The organism is Streptomyces sp. NPDC047841 (assembly GCF_040704085.1).
In the GTDB taxonomy this organism is placed as follows: Bacteria; Actinomycetota; Actinomycetes; order Streptomycetales; family Streptomycetaceae; genus Streptomyces; species Streptomyces argyrophylli.
The window spans coordinates 1-19,619 of sequence record NZ_JBEYRP010000013.1 but is presented as its reverse complement, the minus strand read 5'-3'; the positions used below and the strand labels follow the sequence as shown (position 1 = coordinate 19,619).

At 70.3% G+C, this 19,619-nt stretch carries 16 protein-coding genes and 4 pseudogenes; 14 read left to right on the top strand and 6 right to left on the bottom strand.

Annotation, left to right across the window (positions count from 1 at the left end; translation table 11 throughout):
* Nucleotides 1-41: 41 nt before the first annotated feature.
* The 4 genes and pseudogenes from AB0947_RS22400 to AB0947_RS22385 all read left to right on the top strand — a co-directional run bounded on the left by AB0947_RS22400 (nucleotide 42) and on the right by AB0947_RS22385 (nucleotide 3,245).
* Entirely contained in the window at nucleotides 42-722 is a 681-nt protein-coding gene (locus AB0947_RS22400; protein WP_366752098.1) for a TetR/AcrR family transcriptional regulator, read from the top strand.
* A gap of 159 nt (nucleotides 723-881) precedes the next feature.
* A pseudogene (locus AB0947_RS22395) lies at nucleotides 882-1,460 on the top strand (12-oxophytodienoate reductase); the annotation flags it as partial.
* A 125-nt stretch (nucleotides 1,461-1,585) separates the two neighbouring features.
* Entirely contained in the window at nucleotides 1,586-2,434 is an 849-nt protein-coding gene (locus AB0947_RS22390; protein ID WP_366752097.1) for an alpha/beta hydrolase, read from the top strand.
* 94 nt (nucleotides 2,435-2,528) lie between these two features.
* Entirely contained in the window at nucleotides 2,529-3,245 is a 717-nt protein-coding gene (locus tag AB0947_RS22385; RefSeq protein WP_366752096.1) for an alpha/beta hydrolase, read from the top strand.
* A 724-nt stretch (nucleotides 3,246-3,969) separates the two neighbouring features.
* Here AB0947_RS22385 and AB0947_RS22380 read toward each other — a convergent pair.
* A complete protein-coding gene (locus tag AB0947_RS22380; protein ID WP_366752340.1) occupies nucleotides 3,970-4,437 on the bottom strand; it encodes a hypothetical protein in 468 nt (155 codons plus the stop codon).
* Nucleotides 4,438-4,527: 90 nt separating this feature from the next.
* On the opposite strand from AB0947_RS22380, the gene AB0947_RS22375 reads away from it, so the two are divergent.
* Entirely contained in the window at nucleotides 4,528-4,884 is a 357-nt protein-coding gene (locus tag AB0947_RS22375) for a MerR family transcriptional regulator (RefSeq protein WP_366752095.1), read from the top strand.
* 155 nt (nucleotides 4,885-5,039) lie between these two features.
* Nucleotides 5,040-5,731, top strand: a pseudogene (locus tag AB0947_RS22370) (transposase family protein).
* A gap of 106 nt (nucleotides 5,732-5,837) precedes the next feature.
* Here the strand turns inward: AB0947_RS22370 and AB0947_RS22365 are convergent.
* The gene (locus AB0947_RS22365; RefSeq protein ID WP_366752094.1) at nucleotides 5,838-6,209 is read right to left on the bottom strand and encodes a MarR family transcriptional regulator; all 372 of its coding nucleotides are present in this window, start codon (nucleotides 6,207-6,209) and stop codon (nucleotides 5,838-5,840) included.
* Between the two features lie 224 nt (nucleotides 6,210-6,433).
* Here AB0947_RS22365 and AB0947_RS22360 point away from each other — a divergent pair, with 224 nt between their 5' ends.
* The 6 genes from AB0947_RS22360 to AB0947_RS22335 all read left to right on the top strand — a co-directional run bounded on the left by AB0947_RS22360 (nucleotide 6,434) and on the right by AB0947_RS22335 (nucleotide 12,436).
* The gene (locus tag AB0947_RS22360) at nucleotides 6,434-6,901 is read left to right on the top strand and encodes a MarR family transcriptional regulator (RefSeq protein WP_366752093.1); all 468 of its coding nucleotides are present in this window, start codon (nucleotides 6,434-6,436) and stop codon (nucleotides 6,899-6,901) included.
* 818 nt (nucleotides 6,902-7,719) lie between these two features.
* The gene (locus tag AB0947_RS22355) at nucleotides 7,720-8,817 is read left to right on the top strand and encodes a CE1758 family FMN-dependent luciferase-like monooxygenase (protein WP_366752092.1); all 1,098 of its coding nucleotides are present in this window, start codon (nucleotides 7,720-7,722) and stop codon (nucleotides 8,815-8,817) included.
* The gene (locus tag AB0947_RS22350) at nucleotides 8,814-9,434 is read left to right on the top strand and encodes an FMN reductase (protein ID WP_366752091.1); all 621 of its coding nucleotides are present in this window, start codon (nucleotides 8,814-8,816) and stop codon (nucleotides 9,432-9,434) included. Before AB0947_RS22355 ends, AB0947_RS22350 begins: the two co-directional genes overlap by 4 nt.
* A 1-nt stretch (nucleotide 9,435) precedes the next feature.
* Nucleotides 9,436-9,753, top strand: coding sequence for a hypothetical protein (locus AB0947_RS22345; RefSeq protein WP_366752090.1), 318 nt, complete (start codon nucleotides 9,436-9,438; stop codon nucleotides 9,751-9,753).
* A 351-nt stretch (nucleotides 9,754-10,104) separates the two neighbouring features.
* On the top strand, nucleotides 10,105-11,133 hold the full coding sequence (locus tag AB0947_RS22340) for a hypothetical protein (protein WP_366752089.1): 1,029 nt from the start codon (nucleotides 10,105-10,107) through the stop codon (nucleotides 11,131-11,133).
* Nucleotides 11,134-11,149: 16 nt separating this feature from the next.
* Nucleotides 11,150-12,436: a biotin carboxylase gene (locus AB0947_RS22335; RefSeq protein ID WP_366752088.1), complete on the top strand. Its 1,287-nt coding sequence runs from the start codon at nucleotides 11,150-11,152 to the stop codon at nucleotides 12,434-12,436.
* 522 nt (nucleotides 12,437-12,958) lie between these two features.
* Here AB0947_RS22335 and AB0947_RS22330 read toward each other — a convergent pair.
* Both AB0947_RS22330 and AB0947_RS22325 read right to left on the bottom strand, forming a co-directional pair.
* A complete protein-coding gene (locus tag AB0947_RS22330) occupies nucleotides 12,959-14,911 on the bottom strand; it encodes a LamG-like jellyroll fold domain-containing protein (protein ID WP_366752087.1) in 1,953 nt (650 codons plus the stop codon).
* A gap of 225 nt (nucleotides 14,912-15,136) precedes the next feature.
* Nucleotides 15,137-15,901: a lysophospholipid acyltransferase family protein gene (locus tag AB0947_RS22325; RefSeq protein ID WP_366752086.1), complete on the bottom strand. Its 765-nt coding sequence runs from the start codon at nucleotides 15,899-15,901 to the stop codon at nucleotides 15,137-15,139.
* A gap of 782 nt (nucleotides 15,902-16,683) precedes the next feature.
* Here AB0947_RS22325 and AB0947_RS22320 point away from each other — a divergent pair.
* Entirely contained in the window at nucleotides 16,684-17,139 is a 456-nt protein-coding gene (locus AB0947_RS22320; protein WP_366752085.1) for a MarR family winged helix-turn-helix transcriptional regulator, read from the top strand.
* A 222-nt stretch (nucleotides 17,140-17,361) separates the two neighbouring features.
* On the opposite strand, the gene AB0947_RS22315 is transcribed toward AB0947_RS22320, so the two are convergent.
* Nucleotides 17,362-18,261, bottom strand: a complete 900-nt coding sequence (locus tag AB0947_RS22315) for an NAD(P)-dependent oxidoreductase (RefSeq protein ID WP_366752084.1) — start codon at nucleotides 18,259-18,261, stop codon at nucleotides 17,362-17,364.
* Between the two features lie 507 nt (nucleotides 18,262-18,768).
* On the opposite strand from AB0947_RS22315, the pseudogene AB0947_RS22310 reads away from it, so the two are divergent.
* Nucleotides 18,769-18,965, top strand: a pseudogene (locus AB0947_RS22310) (3-oxoacyl-ACP reductase); the annotation flags it as partial.
* A gap of 95 nt (nucleotides 18,966-19,060) precedes the next feature.
* Here the strand turns inward: AB0947_RS22310 and AB0947_RS22305 are convergent.
* A pseudogene (locus AB0947_RS22305) lies at nucleotides 19,061-19,619 on the bottom strand (epoxide hydrolase); the annotation flags it as partial.

Below are 19,619 nucleotides of genomic sequence, written 5' to 3'. Positions count from 1 at the left end.
TAGGACCCTATAGTCAACAAAGTGGGTAAGCTGCATGACCGATGAGCAGCGTCTACCACTCCCCCAGGCGGGCCCAGGCGGCCCAGGCCACCCGCGAGGCGATCCTGGACAACGCACTCGCGCTCTTCCTGGAACGCGGCTACGAGAACGTGACCGTCGCGGACATCGCCAAGGCGGCCTCGGTGGCCACCCCCACCGTGTACGCGAGCACCGGCGGCAAGGCGGCCGTCTTCGCCGCGGTCCTCGAGCAGGCCGTGGCGGACCCCGCCGTGGAGGAGACCCTGACCGCCGTGGCCGATGCGCGGGAATCGGGGACCGTGATCGGCCTGACGGCCGCCGGCACCCGCCGCGCGCATGAACGGCACTGGCGGGTGATCTACGGGTTGCTGCGCCACCCGCCCAGCGAGCCGGCCGCCCGCGACGTCATGGAGAAGGGGATCAGCAGCTACCTCTCGGCCCTGGACGTCATCGCCGGCCGTCTCGTACAACTCGGTGGCCTGCGAGAGGGAATCGATCGAGGAACCGCCCTGGACGTGCTGTGGTTCCACCTCGGCCAAAGGGCCTGGTTCACGCTCGTGGGTGACCGTGGCTGGAGCTTCGACCGGGCGCAGGCCTGGCTCGCCGAGTCCGCCGGCCGCGCCTTGCTGTCCGCACCCGGCGAGTCCGGGTCGACCTCGCGAACGTCGTCCGCCACGCCGCGGAGCCGGACCACTCACACCTGATCCCGCCGTCGGAGCCGAGCGCGCGGACCGGGCGCAACACCGTATCCAGTACCGCACCAAGCGACGTCGGCCCCAGGCGAGTTGCACGCTGGAGCGGGGTGTGGCCCCGCCTCCGGTGCCGTACTCATCACCTTCGGCGCCGCCCACAAGGACGGCGCCGGCCGAGCCATGAGCCGAGCGGACATCGACGATGTCGTCGCGGCCTACGCGCAGGCTGCCGCGGACGCCGAGCGGACAGGCTTCGACGGCGTCGAGGTCCACGGCGCGCACGGCTACCTCATGGACCAGTTCCTGTGGCCCTTCACCAACCGCCGCACGGGCGAGTGCGGCGGCGACGCGGTCGCGCGAACGCGCTTCGCTGTCGAGATCGTCGAGGCCATCCGCGAGCGGGTCTCACCGGACTTCCCCGTCATCTTCCGTTTCTCCCAGTGGAAGGGCTGGAACTTCGACGCCCGACTGGCGGACACCCCCGACGAGCTGCAGGCCGTCCTCGCTCCGATGGCCGACGCCGGCGTCAGCGCCTTCCACGCATCGACCCGTCGCTACTGGGAGCCGGAGTTCGAAGGGTCCCACCTCAGCCTCGCGGGCTCGGCGAAGAAGCTCACCGGAAAGCCGGCCATCACCGTCGGCTCGGTCGGCCTCGACGGCGACTTCACCAGGAACAGTGGCGGGTCGGCCGGTCTGGAACGGCTCGCCGAGACGCTGGAGCGCGACGACTTCGACCTCGTAGCGGTCGGTGCAGCGGTGACCTGAGTTGAGTTGTGCACAACTTAATTGCGCGCTATGTTTTTCCATGTCGCCACGGGCGGGACCGCCCCGGCAGACACGTTTCGTCGCACGCCCACTGCCCGAGGAGAGCCACCATGGACCTGAAGACCGTCTTCCGCCCCACCCGCAAGCGCATCGCCGTGCTGGGCGCCGTCGCCGGGGTCTCGGCCCTCACGCTGGCAGTCACCACCCCCGCCAGCGCGGCCAGGGCCGAGCACCGCGCGGCGGGCGAGAAGCCCACCGTCGTCCTGGTCCACGGCGCCTTCGCGGACGCCTCCAGCTGGAACGGCGTCGTCAAGCGGCTGCAGCACGAGGGCTATCCGGTGGTGGCACCCGCCAACCCGCTGCGCGGACTCGCCGACGACGCCGCCTACGTCCGCAGCGTCCTGGCGAGCGTCAAGGGACCGGTCGTCCTCGTCGGCCACTCCTACGGCGGCGCGGTGATCAGCGAGGCCGCGACCGGCGACCAGAACGTCAAGGCGCTGGTGTACATCGGCGCCTTCCTCCCCGACAAGGGCGAAAGCGCACTGGAACTGTCCAACAAGTTCCCCGGCAGCACCCTCGGCGAGAACCTCGACCCCGTCACCTTCCCCCTCCCCGGCGGCGGCACCGGCACCGACCTGTACATCAAGGCGGACAAGTTCCACGACCAGTTCGCCGCCGACGTACCCAGGCCGACCACCGACCTCATGGCCGCCACCCAGCGCCCCATCGCCGCCGGCGCCCTGGAGGAGAAGGCCGCCGAGCCCGCCTGGAAGACCATCCCCTCCTTCGACCTGGTCACCACCCAGGACAAGAACATCCCGCCGGCCGCCCAGCGCTTCATGGCCGAACGCGCCCACGCCCACACCGTCGAGATCGCGGCCTCCCACGCCGTCTCCGTCTCCCGGCCGGCCGCGGTCACCCACCTGATCGAACAGGCCGCCCGCAGCACCACCCGCTGACCCCGCGCGCACCGGGCGGCACCCGGACGACCGGGGCCGGCGCGGCAGACGCAGACACCGACCGCCGTACCAGCGCACGAGAAAGAGACATGCCATGAACAGCAAGCCGGAGAACAAGCCCACGGTCGTCCTGGTCCACGGAGCGTTCGCCGACGCCTCCAGCTGGAACGGTGTCATCGAGCGGCTGCGGCACGCGGGCTATCCGGTGGTGGCACCCGCCAACCCGCTGCGCGGACTGGCCGACGACGCCGACGGTCTGCGCGACTACCTCCACAGCGTGCAGGGCCCCGTCGTCCTGGTGGGCCACTCCTACGGCGGCGCCGTGATCAGCCAGGCCGCCACCGGCAACGCCGAGGTCAAGGCCCTCGTCTACATCGCCGCCTTCATCCCCGACGCGGGCGAGAGCGCATTGGAGCTGTCCGACAAGTTCCCCGGCAGCACCCTCGGCCCCACCCTCGACCCGGTCGGCAACGGCACCCGGACCGACCTGTACATCAAGGCCGACACGTTCCACGACCAGTTCGCCGCCGACGTACCCAGGCCGACCACCGACCTCATGGCCGCCACCCAGCGCCCCATCGCCGCGAACGCCCTGGAGGAGAAGGCCACCGAGCCCGCCTGGAAGACCATCCCCTCCTGGAGCCTGATCGCCACGCAGGACTACAACATCCCCCCGGCAGCCCAGCGCTTCATGGCCGAACGCGCCCATGCCCACACCGTCGAGGTCGACGCCTCCCACGCCGTCTCCGTCTCCCAGCCGGCCGCCGTGGCCGACCTGATCGAACACGCCGCCCGCACCGTCACCCACTGACCGCCCCTCACCGCACAACGGTCACGCACGTCGGTACCGGTAGCCCGGCCGGGCTGCCAGCACCGGCGACCTGAGGCCCGAACAGGGCCCGCGAGTCCCTCGAAGATCTCCGCGTTGGCGTACTCGAAGTCGGCCACGGACAGCATCGGTTCGTCAGCATCGCCTCCATGCGCGGCCGGGCACGCGGGGTGGGCGACGAGTTCGTCGTGGCGCGCCCACCCGGACCGCCTCGCCACCCGGATCTTCGAGATGAAGACCCGGATCATTAACCGGTCCACCCTGCCGTCCCAAGCGGATCTGACGGTCGGACAGGCCACCTTCCGCGCCATGCTGACCTGGCCGGAGGCATGACGCGACAGAGGCCCACCGGACACCCGGTGGGCCTCCGCGCGGTGTCCCGGCCGGTCACCGCCGACCGTCCGCCGACGCTCCGGCAGACGTGGCGCGGGCCGATCTCCACGCCGCTGACGATGGGTACCCGCGCCACGACGGCGCACCTGCTCGCGCCCCAGAACAGGACGGCATGCCGACGGCCGCGGCGATGCCCCCTTCGCAACAAGGCCGTTCGGCACATCACCCTTCCGCTGCACCCTTGGGCGAGGCGGACGGCGAGAAACACAACAGTGAGCCTTTTCCAACCTGGTGCGCTGGCACAGCAGTTGCTCCTAGCGGAGTGACGAGGCCACTGGCGAATGGGTTTTCGGCCAAGAGACTCGTCTGGGTCTTACCGGCCCACGTCGCCGAGCGGTTGTCCGGCAGAGGGGTCCATAAGGTCGGTGCGTCGAGCCCGCCACCACGGCACAAGCTGGACGACGCCGAACGCCACCTCGGCAACGAAGAACAGCCACAGCCAGCGCGGGGCACCGTGTGCCAGCGCATACGCCTGCCACGTGGCGAAAAGCGTGCGCGCGATGCCGTCGAACAGTCCGTGCACTGGCAGCGGGTTGATGATCCGGAGCAGCGCCCAGACGACCACCACTGAACCCATCAGATTCGCGTAAAGGATCTCTATCGGGTCGAGGGCAGGCAGGGCGCCCAGCCCGAGCGCGTCACCGATCTTCGACAGCGCGTCGTGCACCAGGGCGTAGGTCCACGGCGTGGCGAAACCGGCTGTGACCACGAGGTCGTACCAAGCACTTGTGCGTACGACGCGAAGACAGGCGGGGTGGGAAGGGGCGAAAAGACGGAACACGGCGAGGCTCCTGCTGGTCTCCTGCACGGACGCCACGACGGTAAACAGTGGAGTACTGTCCAAGGTCAAGTCCGCAGTTCAGGGAGAGCCGTGCGTATCGGGGAGCTGGCCGCGCAAGCGGGACTGACCAGGGACACCATCCGTTTCTACGAGAAGATCGGTCTCGTCACGGGACGGCGTCTGGCCAACGGTTATCGCGACTTCCCGCCGGAGGCAGTGCCCTGGCTGCAGTACGTCCGCACCGCACAGACGCTCGGCTTCTCGCTGGCCGAGATCGCACAGACCGGCGAGGAACTGCGGAACGCGCCCGACACCGCCGAGGCGTTGTCCGCGCTGTTCAAGGAGAAGATCCAGGTTATCGATGCGCGTATGGCGCAGCTTGCCGCCCTGCGGGTCGAGCTCGACGCACGTGTTGGCACCGGATGCCCGCTGCGGGCGGCTGGCTGAGCCGGGCGAGCATCGACAAACAGCCCTCGACCTCTCTCAAGGCACTTTTCCCACCTGATCGCGCCGTGCGCGAGTTGGCCAGCCGTACAAACGCCACGAAGCTCCTGGTAGTTGGGGTCACGACCAAGATCACCCATGCTGCCCAGGAGCTTCGTTTGCTCGCCTACCCGTCGTCGATCGATCTGTCCACGCCGCGCCCTGCGCTACCTGAGTGAGCAACTGCGGGCTCGGCGACACGAGATCGGGACGCGCCGGCGGCGGCTTCCCGTCGGCCGGCAGGCTCTGCTCGTGCCTGCCCACCTGCGGTGCGGGGACACCTACGTCCACCGCCGGGTTCGACGTCGGTATCGCGACCGTGTATCGCTACCTACACGAGGCCGTTGACGTCTTGGCCGCCATTGCCCCGCCCCTGGCCTCAGCGATGATCACAGCGCGCAGGAAGACGTTCGTGACCCTGGACGGCATGAATGTACAGGTCATCGCCGACCCGAAGGGCCGTCTCCTGTGGGCTTCACCGGCCCTTCCCGGTGCCGTCCATGACGTCCGGACCGCTCGCGAGCACGGCATCATCGCCGCTCTCACCGAGGCCGGCATCACCTGCTGGGCAGACAAGGGCTACCAGGGCGCAGGCGGCGCGGTACGCGTCCCTTACCGCGGCCGATGGGACCGCCTGTCCACCGGCCAGCAGGCCGTCAACCGATCCCACGCGAAGTTCCGGGCGCTGGTCGAACAGGCCGTCGCCACCCTCAAGTCCTGGCGGCTTCTCCGCGAGCTCCGCTGCTCGGCGACCCGGATCACGAGCCTCGTCCAAGCCGTCCTCATCCTCCACCTGACCAGCTCAGGCTGAGGATGGAAAAGGCTCAGTGGCAATCTACGTGGGAGAGGGAACGCACGCGTCCACGCCCGGATCGGCACCCAGTGGCTCAGCCGCGCAGGGCGGGCGCCCGCACCGGTCAGGTGCCGATCTTGCGCAGGGCCGCCGCCAGCCTGGCGAGGTCCAGGCCCGTGAGGTGGTCGAGGAAGTGGCGTCGGACGGATGCCAGGTTGGTCGGCCAGGCCTTCTCCAGCCGGGCGAACCCCGCCTCGGTGAGGCTCGCGTTCCAGCCGCCGGCGTCCTGTGCCGACCTGACCCGCCGCACGAGCCCCCGTCTCTCCAAGCGGTCCACCAGGCGCGTCGTGCCGCTGACCGACGTCTCCACCGCGGCGGCGAGGTCGCTCATGCGCAGCTGCCGGTCCGGGGCCTCCGAGAAATTCATCAGTGCCAGGTATTCGACGAGAGGGAGACGCTGCTCCCGAACCATGTCGACGTCGACGGCGCGCGACATGGCGTGGATGACACGGCCGAGCGTCCGTACGACGGCCTCCTCGTCCGCGGAGAGGACGCGGCTCCCGCGCAGCGGGTCTCGAAGGCCGTGCGTCGGAGGACATGTTCCCCGCAGTACGCGCAGCCCGGCGACGGCCCGAGATATACTTGCTGTGACAAGTAACCTTCCGGTCCGCCCCGATCGGTCGGCGTAGCTTTCATCGAGGGGAACACGAGGATGTGACCATGGCACCAAAGCCCACAGCATCCGCGGACGGCGTTCGACCGCTGTCCGCGGACGAAGAGGCCGTCGTCCGGTCCCTTCCCTGTCTCATCTATGCCCTGCCGCGCGCGATCGACGCCGACCTGATGCGTGAGCAGCGGATGTCCAACACGGAGTACCTGACGCTCATGCACCTGTCCGAGGCGCCCGACCGGCAGATGCGCATGGGCGCCCTCGCCAACGCCTGCGAGATGTCGCTCAGCGGCATCACCCGGGTCGTGCACCGCCTGGAGAGTCAGGGTTACATCCAGCGCGTGCGGTGCGACCAGGACGGCCGCAGCTGGCACGCCCACCTCACCGACAGCGGGCTGAAGCGCCTGGAGGAGGCGTGGCCGAGCGCGCTCGCCGCCATACGCCGGCACTTCCTCGACCATCTGGAGGGTTTCGACCTCGCCAAGCTCGCCGCCGTCCTGCGGAACGTCGCCGTCTGAATCCCCGCGCGCCCCGGCCGGACCGCCGCCACAGAGGCGTACGCCCTCCTCACGGGATCGCGCCGGGTGTGTCCCCTGTGGCACACCGCACATGTTCCGATTGATCAACCGGCGAGATACGTGACTATATTTGCTTCGCGCAGCAAGTTATTCGAGGCCGCGCCTCCGTGCTCGTCAGCGGCGATGGCTCACGCCTGTCGCCCGCGGCCCGCCGGACACCCGATCGTTCTCCACTGCCCAGCAGTGCACACCACGTAGGAAACATGAGATGGCTCCCAGCATCACCGACGCCCCGTCAGAACACGCTCGGATCACGCGTGTCCTCACATGCGGGGGCACCGGCCGGCACCGGGGGGCACACGCCGACGAGGACCGGCGCGCTCCCGCCGGCGACCTCGTGGGGCACGGCCGGCACCGCCGACCGGCCGGCACGCCCCTGATGCCGCCCGGCGCACTCCTCGGAAGCGGCGACGACCAGACAGCAGGCCGGCCCGGCCGGAACTGAGACCGGCCGGCGCGAGTGCCGTCCGGCCGGTGGCAGCCGACGACGCCGCGGTCGTCACCGCGGCGCCCACACCGTCGTCACCGCGGCGTCCACACCGCGCCACCGTCGTCACCGCGGCATCCGCACCGTCGTCACCGCGGCATCCGCACCGTCGTCACCGCCGCGTCCGCACCCCGCGGGCAGCCGCGTACCGCTGTCGCGGCCCGCTCGGCGCATCGTGCGCCGGCCGAGAGCAGCCGTCGACTCAGCCGAGCAACATCCAGTCCATCACGGCGGCCGACACAGCCGTCGACACGACAGGCAGGACACACATATGCACTTCGGCATCTTCGGCGTGGGTGACGTGGCGCGCGACCCGCTGTCCGGGCGGACGCCCACGGAGCACGAACGGATCAAGGCACTCGTGGAGTACGCGAAGCTCGCGGAGGACGTCGGGCTGGACGTCTTCGCGATCGGCGAGCACCACAACCCTCCTTTCGTGCCCTCCTCCCCCACCACGCTGCTCGGGCACATCGCGGCACGGACGGAACGGATCCTGCTGTCGACGTCCACCACGCTGATCACCACCAACGACCCGGTGAAGATCGCCGAGGACTACGCGATGCTGCAACACCTCGCGGACGGCCGGGTCGACCTGATGCTCGGCCGTGGCAACACCGGCCCGGTCTATCCCTGGTTCGGCCAGGACATCCGTAACGGCATCGAACTGGCGGTGGAGAACTACGCCCTGCTGCACCGGCTGTGGCGCGAGGACGTGGTGGACTGGACCGGACGGTTCCGTACCCCGTTGCAGGGATTCACCTCCACCCCGCGCCCGCTCGGCGGTGTTCCGCCCTTCGTCTGGCACGCGTCCATCCGCAGCCCGGAGATCGCCGAACAGGCCGCGTACTACGGTGACGGCTTCTTCCACAACAACCTCTTCTGGCCCAAGGAACACGTCCGCAGGCTGGTCGACCTCTACCGGAGCCGTTTCGAGCACTACGGACACGGTCCCGCCGACCACGCCGTCGTCGGCCTCGCCGCGCATCTGTTCGTGCGCGGGAACTCTCAGGACGCCGTACGGGAGTTCCGCCCCTACTTCGACGGCTCCGCCGCGTACGGGAACGGTCCGTCGCTGGAGGACACGATGGCCCGGACGGCGATGGTCGTCGGGAGCCCGCAGGAGGTGATCGAGCGCGTTCTCGCCTACCGTGAGAACGCGGGCGGCGACTACCAGCGGCAGTTGTTCAACGTGGACGGCATCGGCGTCCCGCACAAGACCGTGCTGGAGCAGATCGAATCGCTGGGCGAGATCGTGCCCGTGCTGCGCAAGGAGTTCGCCGGGAGCCGGCCCGCCCACGTTCCGGACGCCCCCACGCATCCCTCCGCGGGCGCGGCGGCCGGAGTCGCACGCGGTGAGGGCGGACGATGAAGCGCACACTCGCCGTGGTCTCGGCCGGCCTGCGGCTGCCGTCCACGACCCGGATGCTCGCCGACCGGCTCGCCGACGGTGTCCGCGAGGAGCTGGAGGGGCGCGGCGCACAGGTCGGCGTCGACGTCGTCGAGGTACGCGACCACGCACACGACCTGGTCAACCACCTGATGGCGGGCTATCCGTCACCCGGGCTGAGCCGCGCGTTCGACGTCGTGACGGCCGCGGACGGCCTGATCGTGGTGACGCCGACCTTCACCGCCTCGTACAGCGGGTTGTTCAAGATGTTCTTCGACTGCCTCGACGACACCGCCCTGGTGGACAAGCCGGTGCTGACAGCCGCCACCGGAGGCACCGGGCGGCACTCACTCGTCCTGGAGCACGCGGTGCGACCCCTGTTCGCGTACCTGCGCGCCGTGGTCGTGCCCACGGCGGTCTTCGCCGCGACGGATGACTGGGGCTACGGCAGCGGCGACACGCAGGCCCCGCTGGTGCGGCGTATCGGGCGAGCTGCTCGGGAACTCGCCGACGCGATGGCCCGGCGTGAGACGCCGCCCGTCGAGGATCCCCACGCCGGTCTCGTACCGTTCGCGCGCCTGCTGGAGCGCGGGGAGTGAGATGAGCCGCCGCGTCGAGTCGGCCAGGTCCGCGGTGACCCTGCCGTCGGGCCAGACCTTCGCGACGCCTCCGGTGGTGAGCGCGGACCAGGACGCGAAGGCCCGGGTGTGGTTCTCCGCGACGGCCGCGCCGTTGATGCTGTCCGGCGCGCGGACGGTGGTGGTTCCGGCGGGTTTCGCCTGGGTGCGCGCCTTGGCGGCCTCGTCGGTGCGGCGGATGCCCAGCGGCAGTCTGTCGGTGGAGCGGACAGAACAGAAGTGGGTGCAGGTAATTTACAGGGCAAGTAACTTACTATCTTTCAAAAATCCTGGTGCATAACAAGCCAAGGCTCGCGCGTCAGACCCTCCCCGACCGGGGCGGCCGGCTGCGACACCGGGCACCGTCAAGGCCGCGCACCGCCAGAGGGCGAGTGACGTGCACGACACCTGAGGCCGCTTGACCTGGCGTCAGATAACCACATGTACTTGACTCGACAATGACTTACCGGCACGACGAGTCGTCAAAAGCGACCGAGTGAAGGCAGTAATGAACCAGGAAGACCTCTTCTCCGGTACGGAGAACCCCCCACGAACGCCCTCACCCGAAATACTTCCTGCACACGTCCGCAGAATCCGTGACTATGTTCTCTCCGAGCTGCCGGCCGACCTGTCGGCCGTGTCACGGCAGGAAATGACCTACTCCGGTCTCGCCGACAAGCAGTGCCGGATCCTGCAAGAGGCCGGTGCCGGCGCCTTCCCGGTCGACGACCTGGCCGCGGCGCGGGTGACGCAACTGGACCTGCTCTTCATGCTGAACGGCTATCTGCCCGCCGGCCCGGAGGCGTTCCCGCGGCCGCTGGTGGACGCCGTCACCGCACAGTGCGCGCGGCATCCCTCGCTGGACCCGCACATGAGTTACGAGCTCCTGATCGACGTCAACAGTGAACAGTGGGGGCGGCACGGGCACATGCGGGTGTTCTCGGAAGGCGACCTCGGACGCCTGGAGCGCGACTTCTACCTGGGACACCACCTCACGGAGCCGTCCGTACGAACGGCGTACGACCGGCTGTGCTCGTCACTGTCGGAGCCGTCCCCGGAGGACCTCGCGCACAGCATGGACGAGGCGTTCCGGAAACTCGATGAGTTCCGGCTCGGCATGGCACGCTACGGCAGACTGACCAGGGAACAGTTCAACTCCTTCCGCCGCTATCACATGGGCTATCAGGGCGGACCCCGGGGAGCCAGCGGCGCCTTCATGCCCAGCGTGCAGCTGCTGGAGCTGGTCCTCGTCCCGCCGACCGAGGAGTACGAGGTGTATCTCGACCAGTCCATGCCCTATTTCCCCACGTGGTCCCGCGAACTCATCGCCGAACGACGGGCGATGTCCGCACGGGGGGAGAACATCACGCAGGCGGTCCTCGACGGCCGCCTCAAGCTGGACCAGAAGTCCGCGACCGCACTGCTCGGCGTCTTCGACAAGTTCACGGACTTCCGCATGGTCCATCTCGGGGTGACCAGGAAAATGATCCCGGAAGCGTTCGCGGGAACGCGCGGAACGACCCGTAAGGACATCGCCGCGCAGTCCGGGGAGCGCACCGTCCTGGCCGATGAGAATCCGGGCACGTCCGGTTTCGACGTGCGCAACGTGCTGACCAACGCGGTGTACCGGCTGCTCGCGGCCCGCCGGGAGATCGAGGCCCTCCATGCCATCTCGTCCTGACGCACGAGGAGATGTGATGTCCGAGCCACAGGTGGCCGTCGTGGACGCGTTCGGGACGACCTTCCGCTACACCGACGCGTTCGCCGCCCTGGGCGCCGGGGTGATACAGGTCCAGAGCACACCCGGACTCCTCCCGGGAGTCGCGCCGGTGGACTCGGCGAAGTTCGCCCGGACCCTGGTGCACGACGGCGACCTCGACGGCCTCGCCGCCAGGCTGGCCGCTCTGCGACCGCTCGCCGTCCTGCCGGGGCGCGAGTCGGGTGTGGAGCTCGCCGACGCACTGTCCGAAAGACTCGGTCTGCCCACCAACGGCACCGCGCTCAGTCAGGCTCGCCGCGACAAGTACGTGCAGATCGAACGCCTGAAGGCGCAAGGCGTGCCCGCCATGCGACAGATACGCACCGACGACGAGGACGAACTACGCGCCTGGCACGAGGCACTCGCCGGTACCGCGGTGGTCAAGCCGCTCCGCGCCTGTCGCGGGGAGGGGGTGACTTTCTGCGACACTCCGGACGACTCGGCCGCCGCGCTCGGCTCGCTCCTGCACCGTGTGCACAGTCTCGGCGAGCGCAACACCCATGTCGTGGCGCAGGAATACCTGGTCGGCGCCGAATACATCGTCAACACCGTGAGCTGTGCGGGCCTCCACCAGGTCACCGATGTGTGGAGCACCGATCGCATCACCGCGAACGGAGTACGGGACCTGGTCGTCGCGCAGGTGCTGCTCCGCTCGGACGACCCCTCGGTCCGTGCGTTGGTGCCGTACGCCCGCCGGGTCCTCGACGCGCTGGGCATCCGGCACGGCGCGGCACATCTGGAGATCAAGCTGACGCCGGACGGCCCCCGGCTGGTCGAAGCGGGCGCCCGGCCCTCGGGGCTGCCTTACTACGTGGCGGAAGCCGTCGGCGAGGGCCAGTTGGAGTGGTCCGCCGACGCGTACCTCAGACCGGAACGCTTCAAGGCGCGCGCCGGGGACGACTACCGGCGCCGGACCGCGTTCGCCTGGGCGGCGCTCGTCTCCCCGGTGTCGGGGCGGCTGGTGCGTTACCGCGCCCTGGAGGAGGTCCGGCGCCTGGAGAGCTTCCGGGACGTGACGCTCCTGGTCGAACCCGGCGACCGCGTCGTACCCACCACGTGGGATCTGGGGTACCCGGCGACGCTCACCTTGAGCCACCCCGTGGAGGCCGTCCTGCGGCGCGACCTGAACACGCTCCGCTTCCTGGACGGCACGGGGATGTACGAGGTGCAGGAGGATCCGGGCCTTCCCGCGCACGAGTGTGACCGGTCCACCGAGCGGGCGTGACCGGTCCGCCGAGCGGCGGGTGACCTCGCCAGGACCGGCCCCGTCGGCCCGGCGGTCCCGCCCGCCGATCGGCCGGCGATCGGGGCCGCCACCGGGCCCCTGGGGTGCGGCCGCGCCGGTGCGACGCCTCGCGCGGACCGCCGCGACCGGCGTCCGCCGGGCCCGCGCGGGCAGCGGAGGAGGTGACCCGGCAGGCCGGCCCGGCCAGGACGAGCCGGCCTACGGTCCGGGGGCGCCGTCGACCGGCTGCGGGCGGCCGCGCCCGCGGACCCCGGCCGACGGGGTGTTCCGGCCGGACGGGGCACGGGGACACCGGGCAGGCTCGTGGCCGGCGCGGGCGGTTCCCGTTCTTCAGCGGCCAACCGGCGGGGGGCCCGCGGGCGCGCCCGGCCGGGACCCGTCGCGGCGAACCGGGTCACGCAGGTCCGCCGGACCCGGTCAGCCCTGCCCGGCCGTGGGGAGGATCTGGCCGATGAGGTCGACCTCGTCCAGCAGGACACCCTTCGCGCGACGCATAGGCGCTCACCCGGCCGTGAGGAACTCGTCCGCGGACAGGGGACGGTTGACGACCCGGATGTCACCGATGTTGCCGTGGAAGACGATGTCCACGGCGCCCGCGTACTCGTGACCGCCGACCAGCCACGGCAGCCCGAGCGAGGTGAGGCCGCTCGACACCCGGTGCGGGTTGTCGACGACCGGAGCGCCCTCGACGTACAGCTTCGTGTAGCGCCCGTCGTTGACGACCGCCAGGTGCCACCACTTCAGCTCGGCCAGGCCGTGCCCCCAGTTGGTGGTCGGGTAGGTGTTGTTCAGCGGGTAGTGGTTGAACTGCGGCTCGCGGCCGTTGTTCGAGATGGAGAGCTGCACCAGGGGCTCGTCGGGGTCGGTGTTCCTGCCCTGCTTGCCGGCGGCCCCGGCGGAGCCGCGACGGCTGAGTACCGACGCGAAACCGTTCCTGCCGGCGTCCCAGTCCAGCGGCATCCGCACGAAGGCCTCGATCGTGTACCCGCCGCGGAACGTCTCCCTGTTCAGCGGCGCGTTCGGCCCGGTGCTCAGATACGCGCCGTGGAGCGGGTCGCGCCCGCCGGCGAAGTCCAGGCTGGCGTGGCCCGGCTGGTCCGGGTGGTGGTCCTGCGACCAGGTCAGCGCGTCGGCGGCCGTGCCCGGCACGGTCACCACCGTGAGGTCGTTGCCCTTGCCGGACAGGTCACGGATCGTGTGGCCGGCGGGGAGCGGGGTGCCGGGTGCGCCCTGTCCGTCGAAGCGCCAGTAGGCCAGGGTGCCCTTCACGAGTTCCCCGGCGGCCGGGCGGGCGGGCCGGTCGGGCGCCGGCAGGAAGCCGGAGAACCGCTTCGCGAAGTCGACCGGCACGGAGAAGTCGTCGACCGGGCCCGTGATCCGGGCGTGTTCGGCCGCCAGCTTGTTGCGTGACTCCGGGTCCTGGGCGAGGATCCACGGGTTGATGGTCTCGACGTCTATGGTGTCGCGGGCCAGGTCGAAGTGGTACAGCCGGATCATGCCGCCACCGCCGAAGTAGCGGTTCTGGTAGTTGGCGATGTGCAGGTGCACGTCGTTGCCGGCGGCGTTCTTCCTGGTCGTGCGGCCCGACGGCCAGTAGTGGCCGTTGAGGGTCAGGAAGATCTGATCGTTGTCCTTGATCAGCTTGTCCCAGATCTTCTGGCCGTAGCCGGAGAGTTCGGCATTGTCCTCCGGATCGCCGGACTCGTACGGGAAAACGTTGTCATCGTAGGTCGAGTAGACCAGGTCGTGCGTCGTGAGGATCACGGGCATCTTCGGGTGGGACCTGATGAAGTCGCCGGCCCACGCGAAGGCCTGGTCCGTGGCCCGCCAGTCCAGGGCGAGCACCAGCCAGGAGCGGCCGGCGGCCCGGAAGACGTGTGCGGTGTTGTAGCCGGTCGGGTCCGCCCCGGCGAAGGTCTTCGAGCGTCTGAAGCGCTGTGGTCCCAGGGTCCGCAGGTACGGTGTGTCGCCGCGGTCGTCCTCGCCGCTCACGTCGTGGTTCCCGGCCACCACGCTGTAGGCGGCCCCGTGCGCGTCCAGGAGGGAGAACGCCTTGTCGACCTGGTCGAACGACGTCGGGTCGGCGTCCTGCGTCAGGTCGCCGAGGTGCGTCATGAACACGATGTTGTCCGTTCCGCTCCCGCTGTTGCGGATGATGTAGCGGAACGACTCCTCCTGCGGTGTCCTGTTGACGCTGTCCTGGCTGCCCCAGTACAGGAACTGCGTGTCCGGCATGACCGCGAGGGTGAACTGGAGGGCGTCGGGGTCGGGGCTCCACGTACCGGTGCCGCCGCTTCCGGCGGCGTCCGCGGCGTACGCGGCCGGTTCGCCGAGCAGGGGGGCGCCGATTCCCGCGGCCGCCGCCCCGGCGCCCGCCAGTGTCGCGTTGCGCAGGAAGCCACGCCGGCTCTGCCCGGCCGGTCCGTGTGAGGGGATGTCAGCATCAGTGCACATGGTGTTCCTTGGCGGGTGTCGATGGAACAAACGCCACGACGCTAGTCAGAACCCGCCCGGTCCGGGCGGACATGGGGTGACGAATGCCGTACGGGTGTTCGTCCATCAGGGGAACCACCCGCCCGGCTCCGGCCGGCAGCAGAGCGCGGAGGCGTCTTCGGGAACCCGCACACGTGTCGTCATCCCTTCTCGGACGCCCGGCGGCCGCTCACGCCTCCCGGCTTCTCACCCGGTGCCTTCGCGCGTCTTCCGGGGGAGCGTCTTCCGGGGGAGCGCGTGACGTTCGGCGGGCGGCTGTTCGTCACGTATCTCCGCCAGGAGCGCGGTGATGGCGGCCATGATGTCCTCGGTGGCCGCCGCCAGTACATCGGAGGTGAGGGGCATGCCGCGGTACCGGCTGAGGTCGACGGGCGGCCCGGCCGTCACGTGGACCCGCTGGCGGGGGACCAGCCGCACCCTGCGGTTGCCGCGACCGCCGCGCGCGTACGGCGGCACGATGCGGTGGGCCCCCCACTGGGCGACCGGGATGACGGGCGCCCCGGTCGTCAGCGCGATCCGCGCCGCACCGGTCTTGCCGGTCATCGGCCACAGCCCCGGGTCGCGGGTGACGGTGCCTTCGGGGTAGACCGCGACGCACTCCCCCCTGTTGACGGCGTCCACCGCGTCCCGCAACGCGAACGCGGCGTCCGCGGTCCCGCGGTGGACCGGGATCTGGCCCGTCCTGCGCAGCACCGTGCCGACGAAGGGGATGGTGAAGAGCGACGCTTTGGCGAGCAGGCGGGGCGGCCGGCCGCTGTCGTACTGGAAGTGCCCGTAGGTGAGGGGGTCGAAGTAGGAGATGTGGTTGACGGCGGTGAGGAAGCCGCCCTCGGCGGGTATGTGCTCCCTCCCGCGCCACTCGTGTCTGACCAGAAGGAACAGCACCGGTTTCGCGATGGCCGCGGCCAGTCGGTACCAGAAGCCGTAGGGGTTGTGTGTCCTGCGGGGCACCCGGGATCCTCTTTCCTCCGTGCGGCACGGTCCGGCCGCCTCTCGCTCGCGCGTCCGTTTCCCCGCCGCGGCCGGTCACGGCACGAGGACTCCGGTGGCGGGAAGGACGGTTCCCGGGGCAAGGGGGCCGGTCCCCGCAGGTGCCCTCGGGGGATTCCCGGCGGACACGTGCCGCCGAGCGGAGGGAGCGCGCCGAGGCACGGACGCCGTACACCGAACCATGTGCTTGACCGTGCAATATGCTACGGCCAGTGTGTGCCGCGATCAACACCACCGCCGGTGACACCGGGTTCCAGTCGGTGTGAGCGACGCGGCGCGGGCCAGGTCCGCGCGTTTCCGAGACCGGCGGGCAGCGGGACGGGGCGCGCTGCGCATCCAGATCGGCTCACCTGCGAACAGGCTGCGCCCGATTCGGTGACCGATGCTATTCCGTCCGACCGCGATGAAATGCCGTCCTGCCGCAGGCACGCCATAACGGGGCAATTGCTCGGCCAGCCTGGAACAGGTCCGGGCGGAAGTGGTCGACGTCGGGATACCCATGGAGTTGGACGCGCAAAGCCGACGTCATCGCGGCCCTCCGGCCCGAGCGCGAGGCTGCTGACGCACGTCGGCGGTGGCCAGAGCGCCGGTCACCGACGACGGTCATGGACGCCGGACACCCGGTCCGGGACACCGCTGCGCGATGCCTTGGGCCGACGGACACGTATCTCCTGGAAATCGTGAAATCACTTTAGTTTCCTCAACAATTTAAGTCGACCGGTTGCGGCATTTACACTGGCGCCATGGCAGACGTGACGACCATCAAGCCCTTGAACCGCGACGAGGAGGCCTTCCTACGGGCCTTGGGGAGGGTAATCACCTCCCTGCCCCGGGTCGTGGACGGGGACATGCTGGAAGAGCATGCGATTTCGAGTACCGAGTACATGGTCCTCGTGCACCTCTCCGAGGCGCCGGACAACCGGATCCGGATGAGCGAGCTGGCCGGCATGTGCGGGCTGTCACTGAGCGGGATGACGCGGGTGGTGAACCGGCTGGAGGCGCAGTCGCTCGTCGCCCGTGAGAAGTCACCCGCCGACGGGAGGGCCTGGCTCGCCGTTCTCACCAGTGCCGGGTGGACGCAGCTGAAGCAGGCGTGGCCCACCAATCTCGCGAGCGTACGACGCCATGTGTTCTCGCGTCTGGAGGGCTGCGACATCGCCGCCGCCGCGAAGGTTCTGGAGCGCATAGCGTCCGTCTGACGCTCCGTTGCCCGAGCGGGCCAATGGCGGCGATCTCGTCGCGGATGCGGGACGCGGCGGCGGTGAAGCTCGTCTCCGACAGCACCCGGCGCAGCTCCGCGTGACAGCGGCGGGATCCTGTTCTCAGGACGGCAGGGCGATGCCCGCCCGTGCGGCGAACTTCCGGGCCGCGCCCGGCCGGCACTGCCCGCCGTCCGGCACCACGCCCCCCCCACTCGCTGGTCAGTCGGTGGCCGGGTTCGGGTGGCGCAGCAGCGTACCGGCCCTCTCCTCGAGCAGTGCCACCGCCAGCAGTTCGCCGTCGACGGGCCCGTACCGTTCGAGCGCCTCCTCGTGCAGGCGCCGGACGGTGTCCGCGACGTCGTGCGGAGTGCCGCGCTGTTCCGCCAGAGCCGTGATCGCCGCCAACTGGTCGCGGATGCGGTCCAGGCCGTACGCGGGGAGGTAGTCACCGGCGAGGAGCGCGGGCAGGTCCCTGCGGACGAAGGCGGACGAGGCGGGGCCCGTGGCAAGGACGTCCGTGAGGACGCCCAGGTCGATGCCAGCGCGCCGGCCGAGCAGCAGCGCCTCCGCGGTGGCGACCGCCTGACCGAACCACAGGAGGTTCACCAGGAGTTTGGCGGTGTAGCCGGTACCGGGGCCGCCGACGTGGCTGATGCGGTCGGCGACCGCTGACAGCAGGGGACGGTGACGTTCCAGGAGGGTGGCGTCGCCTCCCACGAAAAGCCGCAACCGCGCCGCGGCGGCGTCCGCGGCCGAGCCGCCGATGGGCGCCTCCAGGAAGCCGACACCGTGCGCCGCCGCCTGCTGCCGGCAGGGGTCCGCGGCCGTAGGCGTGTTGCTGCTCATGTCGATCCAGGTGGCGTGCGCGGCCAGCGCCTGGAGGACGGTGTCCCGCACGGCCGCCGTGACCTCGACCGGACCGGGCAGCACCGTGAGGAGCACGTCCGCCCCCGACGCCGCGGCCACCGCCGAGTCCGACCACCGGGCCCCGCACGACCGGACCACCGCCCGGCGCTCGGGCCGGATGTCGTAGGCCCGCACCTCGTGCCCGGCGAGGACGAGACGGCGGCACACCGGTTCGCCCATCCGTCCCACACCTATCAGGCAGATCGTCGACATGGGCGGATGCTATCCCGTCCTCCCCTGCGGATCCGGGGGGCGAATCATGTGTGCCGTCCGGTCCTCGGTGTGTGTGAGGCGACACACAGCGCTCCCGCCCGCACCTCTCGACGGCCGGCAGGTCGAGGAGCCGCCGTCGCGGGCGCGCACGGGCTACGCGGTCGGCGCTCTCGGCGCTCCCGGCCCCGCCGGGCACCGGAAGCCGGCAGGAACAAAGCGGCGACTACGCGCTCGACGGTGGCGGGGTCGGCGATGTCGCCCCGCAATCGGTCAGCCTTCCGCCCGGGCGGGACCGAGGTGGACGTCGGCCGGTACAAGTCGACAGCGTCCTCCAGCGCGCCTGAGGCGAGGTGGGCAATCGCTTCGAAGCCGCGGAGGCGGGACCGGCCGGTCGGATACCCCCGCAGCTGAAGGACACCCTCCGGGAAGGCATCGCCGGACGCGGGGTCGCGGCGCAGGGCGAGGGCGCGCCAAGTTAGCCGGTCCCCCCGGAGCCCGTCCGGGGGCATGCTCGTCCAGGGCGGCGGTCACGTCGTCACCATCACCCCAGCCTGGTCGACAGCCCGGACATGCGCCTGCCCTCCGCCATGGCGTCGCTGACCAAGGGCGGGCACCAGTCCGACGCGGTGCTGTACCTGGAGAACGCCCCGTTCGTCACCGGCGAGATCCTGCACGTCGACGGCGGCATGAGCGCGGGGCACTGAGCACGCGCCGGAGCCGGCCGCGTGTGCGCGGAACGGGCTGTGGCCGGTCCGGTTCGCCGGACCGGCCACAGCCCGTTCCGCATGGCGCGGCGGCGTCAGTGCCGCAGCGACCTGAACGACGTGCGCAGTTCCTCGGCCAGCAGGCGCGGCTGCTCCCAGGCGGCGAAGTGGCCTCCCCGGTCGACCTCGTTCCAGTGGATGAGGTTGCCGTAGGCCCGCTCACCCCAGCTCCGCGGCGCGGGGTAGATCTCGCCAGGGAACACCGTGACCGCCACGGGGACGTCGGGGATGTGGAACGCGTCGAACGGTCCGCCGCCCGCCTGGTAGCCCTCCCAGTACAGCCGGGAGGAGGACGCCCCGGTGTTGGTCAGCCAGTACAGCGAGATGGCGTCGAGCATCTCGTCGTAGGTGAGGACCTTCTCGGGCTCACCGCCGGAGTCGGTCCACTCGGCGATCTTGTCGTAGTAGTACGCCGCCATCGCCACGGGCGAGTCGGCGAGGGCGTAACCGATGGTCTGCGGGCTCTGGTTCATCATCGCCGCGTAGCCGAAGCCGTCGTGGTAGAAGTGCAGCAGCCGGTCGTAGGCGACCTTCTCGCGGGCCGACAGACCGGCGGGCGCGGGGTCGGAGTTGCGCAGGTGGCGCAGGATGTCC

Bases quoted from the DNA above. Each gene is read 5' to 3' on its own strand.
- AB0947_RS22345 (WP_366752090.1), top strand. From the start codon at position 9,436: ATGAGCCGCCGCGTCGAGTCGGCCAGGTCCGCGGTGACCCTGCCGTCG.
- AB0947_RS22355 (WP_366752092.1), top strand. From the start codon at position 7,720: ATGCACTTCGGCATCTTCGGCGTGGGTGACGTGGCGCGCGACCCGCTG.
- AB0947_RS22385 (WP_366752096.1), top strand. From the start codon at position 2,529: ATGAACAGCAAGCCGGAGAACAAGCCCACGGTCGTCCTGGTCCACGGA.
- AB0947_RS22330 (WP_366752087.1), bottom strand. From the start codon at position 14,911: ATGTGCACTGATGCTGACATCCCCTCACACGGACCGGCCGGGCAGAGC.
- AB0947_RS22315 (WP_366752084.1), bottom strand. From the start codon at position 18,261: ATGTCGACGATCTGCCTGATAGGTGTGGGACGGATGGGCGAACCGGTG.
- AB0947_RS22335 (WP_366752088.1), top strand. From the start codon at position 11,150: ATGTCCGAGCCACAGGTGGCCGTCGTGGACGCGTTCGGGACGACCTTC.
- AB0947_RS22365 (WP_366752094.1), bottom strand. From the start codon at position 6,209: ATGTCGCGCGCCGTCGACGTCGACATGGTTCGGGAGCAGCGTCTCCCT.
- AB0947_RS22350 (WP_366752091.1), top strand. From the start codon at position 8,814: ATGAAGCGCACACTCGCCGTGGTCTCGGCCGGCCTGCGGCTGCCGTCC.
- AB0947_RS22360 (WP_366752093.1), top strand. From the start codon at position 6,434: ATGGCACCAAAGCCCACAGCATCCGCGGACGGCGTTCGACCGCTGTCC.
- AB0947_RS22400 (WP_366752098.1), top strand. From the start codon at position 42: ATGAGCAGCGTCTACCACTCCCCCAGGCGGGCCCAGGCGGCCCAGGCC.
- AB0947_RS22390 (WP_366752097.1), top strand. From the start codon at position 1,586: ATGGACCTGAAGACCGTCTTCCGCCCCACCCGCAAGCGCATCGCCGTG.
- AB0947_RS22320 (WP_366752085.1), top strand. From the start codon at position 16,684: ATGGCAGACGTGACGACCATCAAGCCCTTGAACCGCGACGAGGAGGCC.
- AB0947_RS22340 (WP_366752089.1), top strand. From the start codon at position 10,105: ATGACCTACTCCGGTCTCGCCGACAAGCAGTGCCGGATCCTGCAAGAG.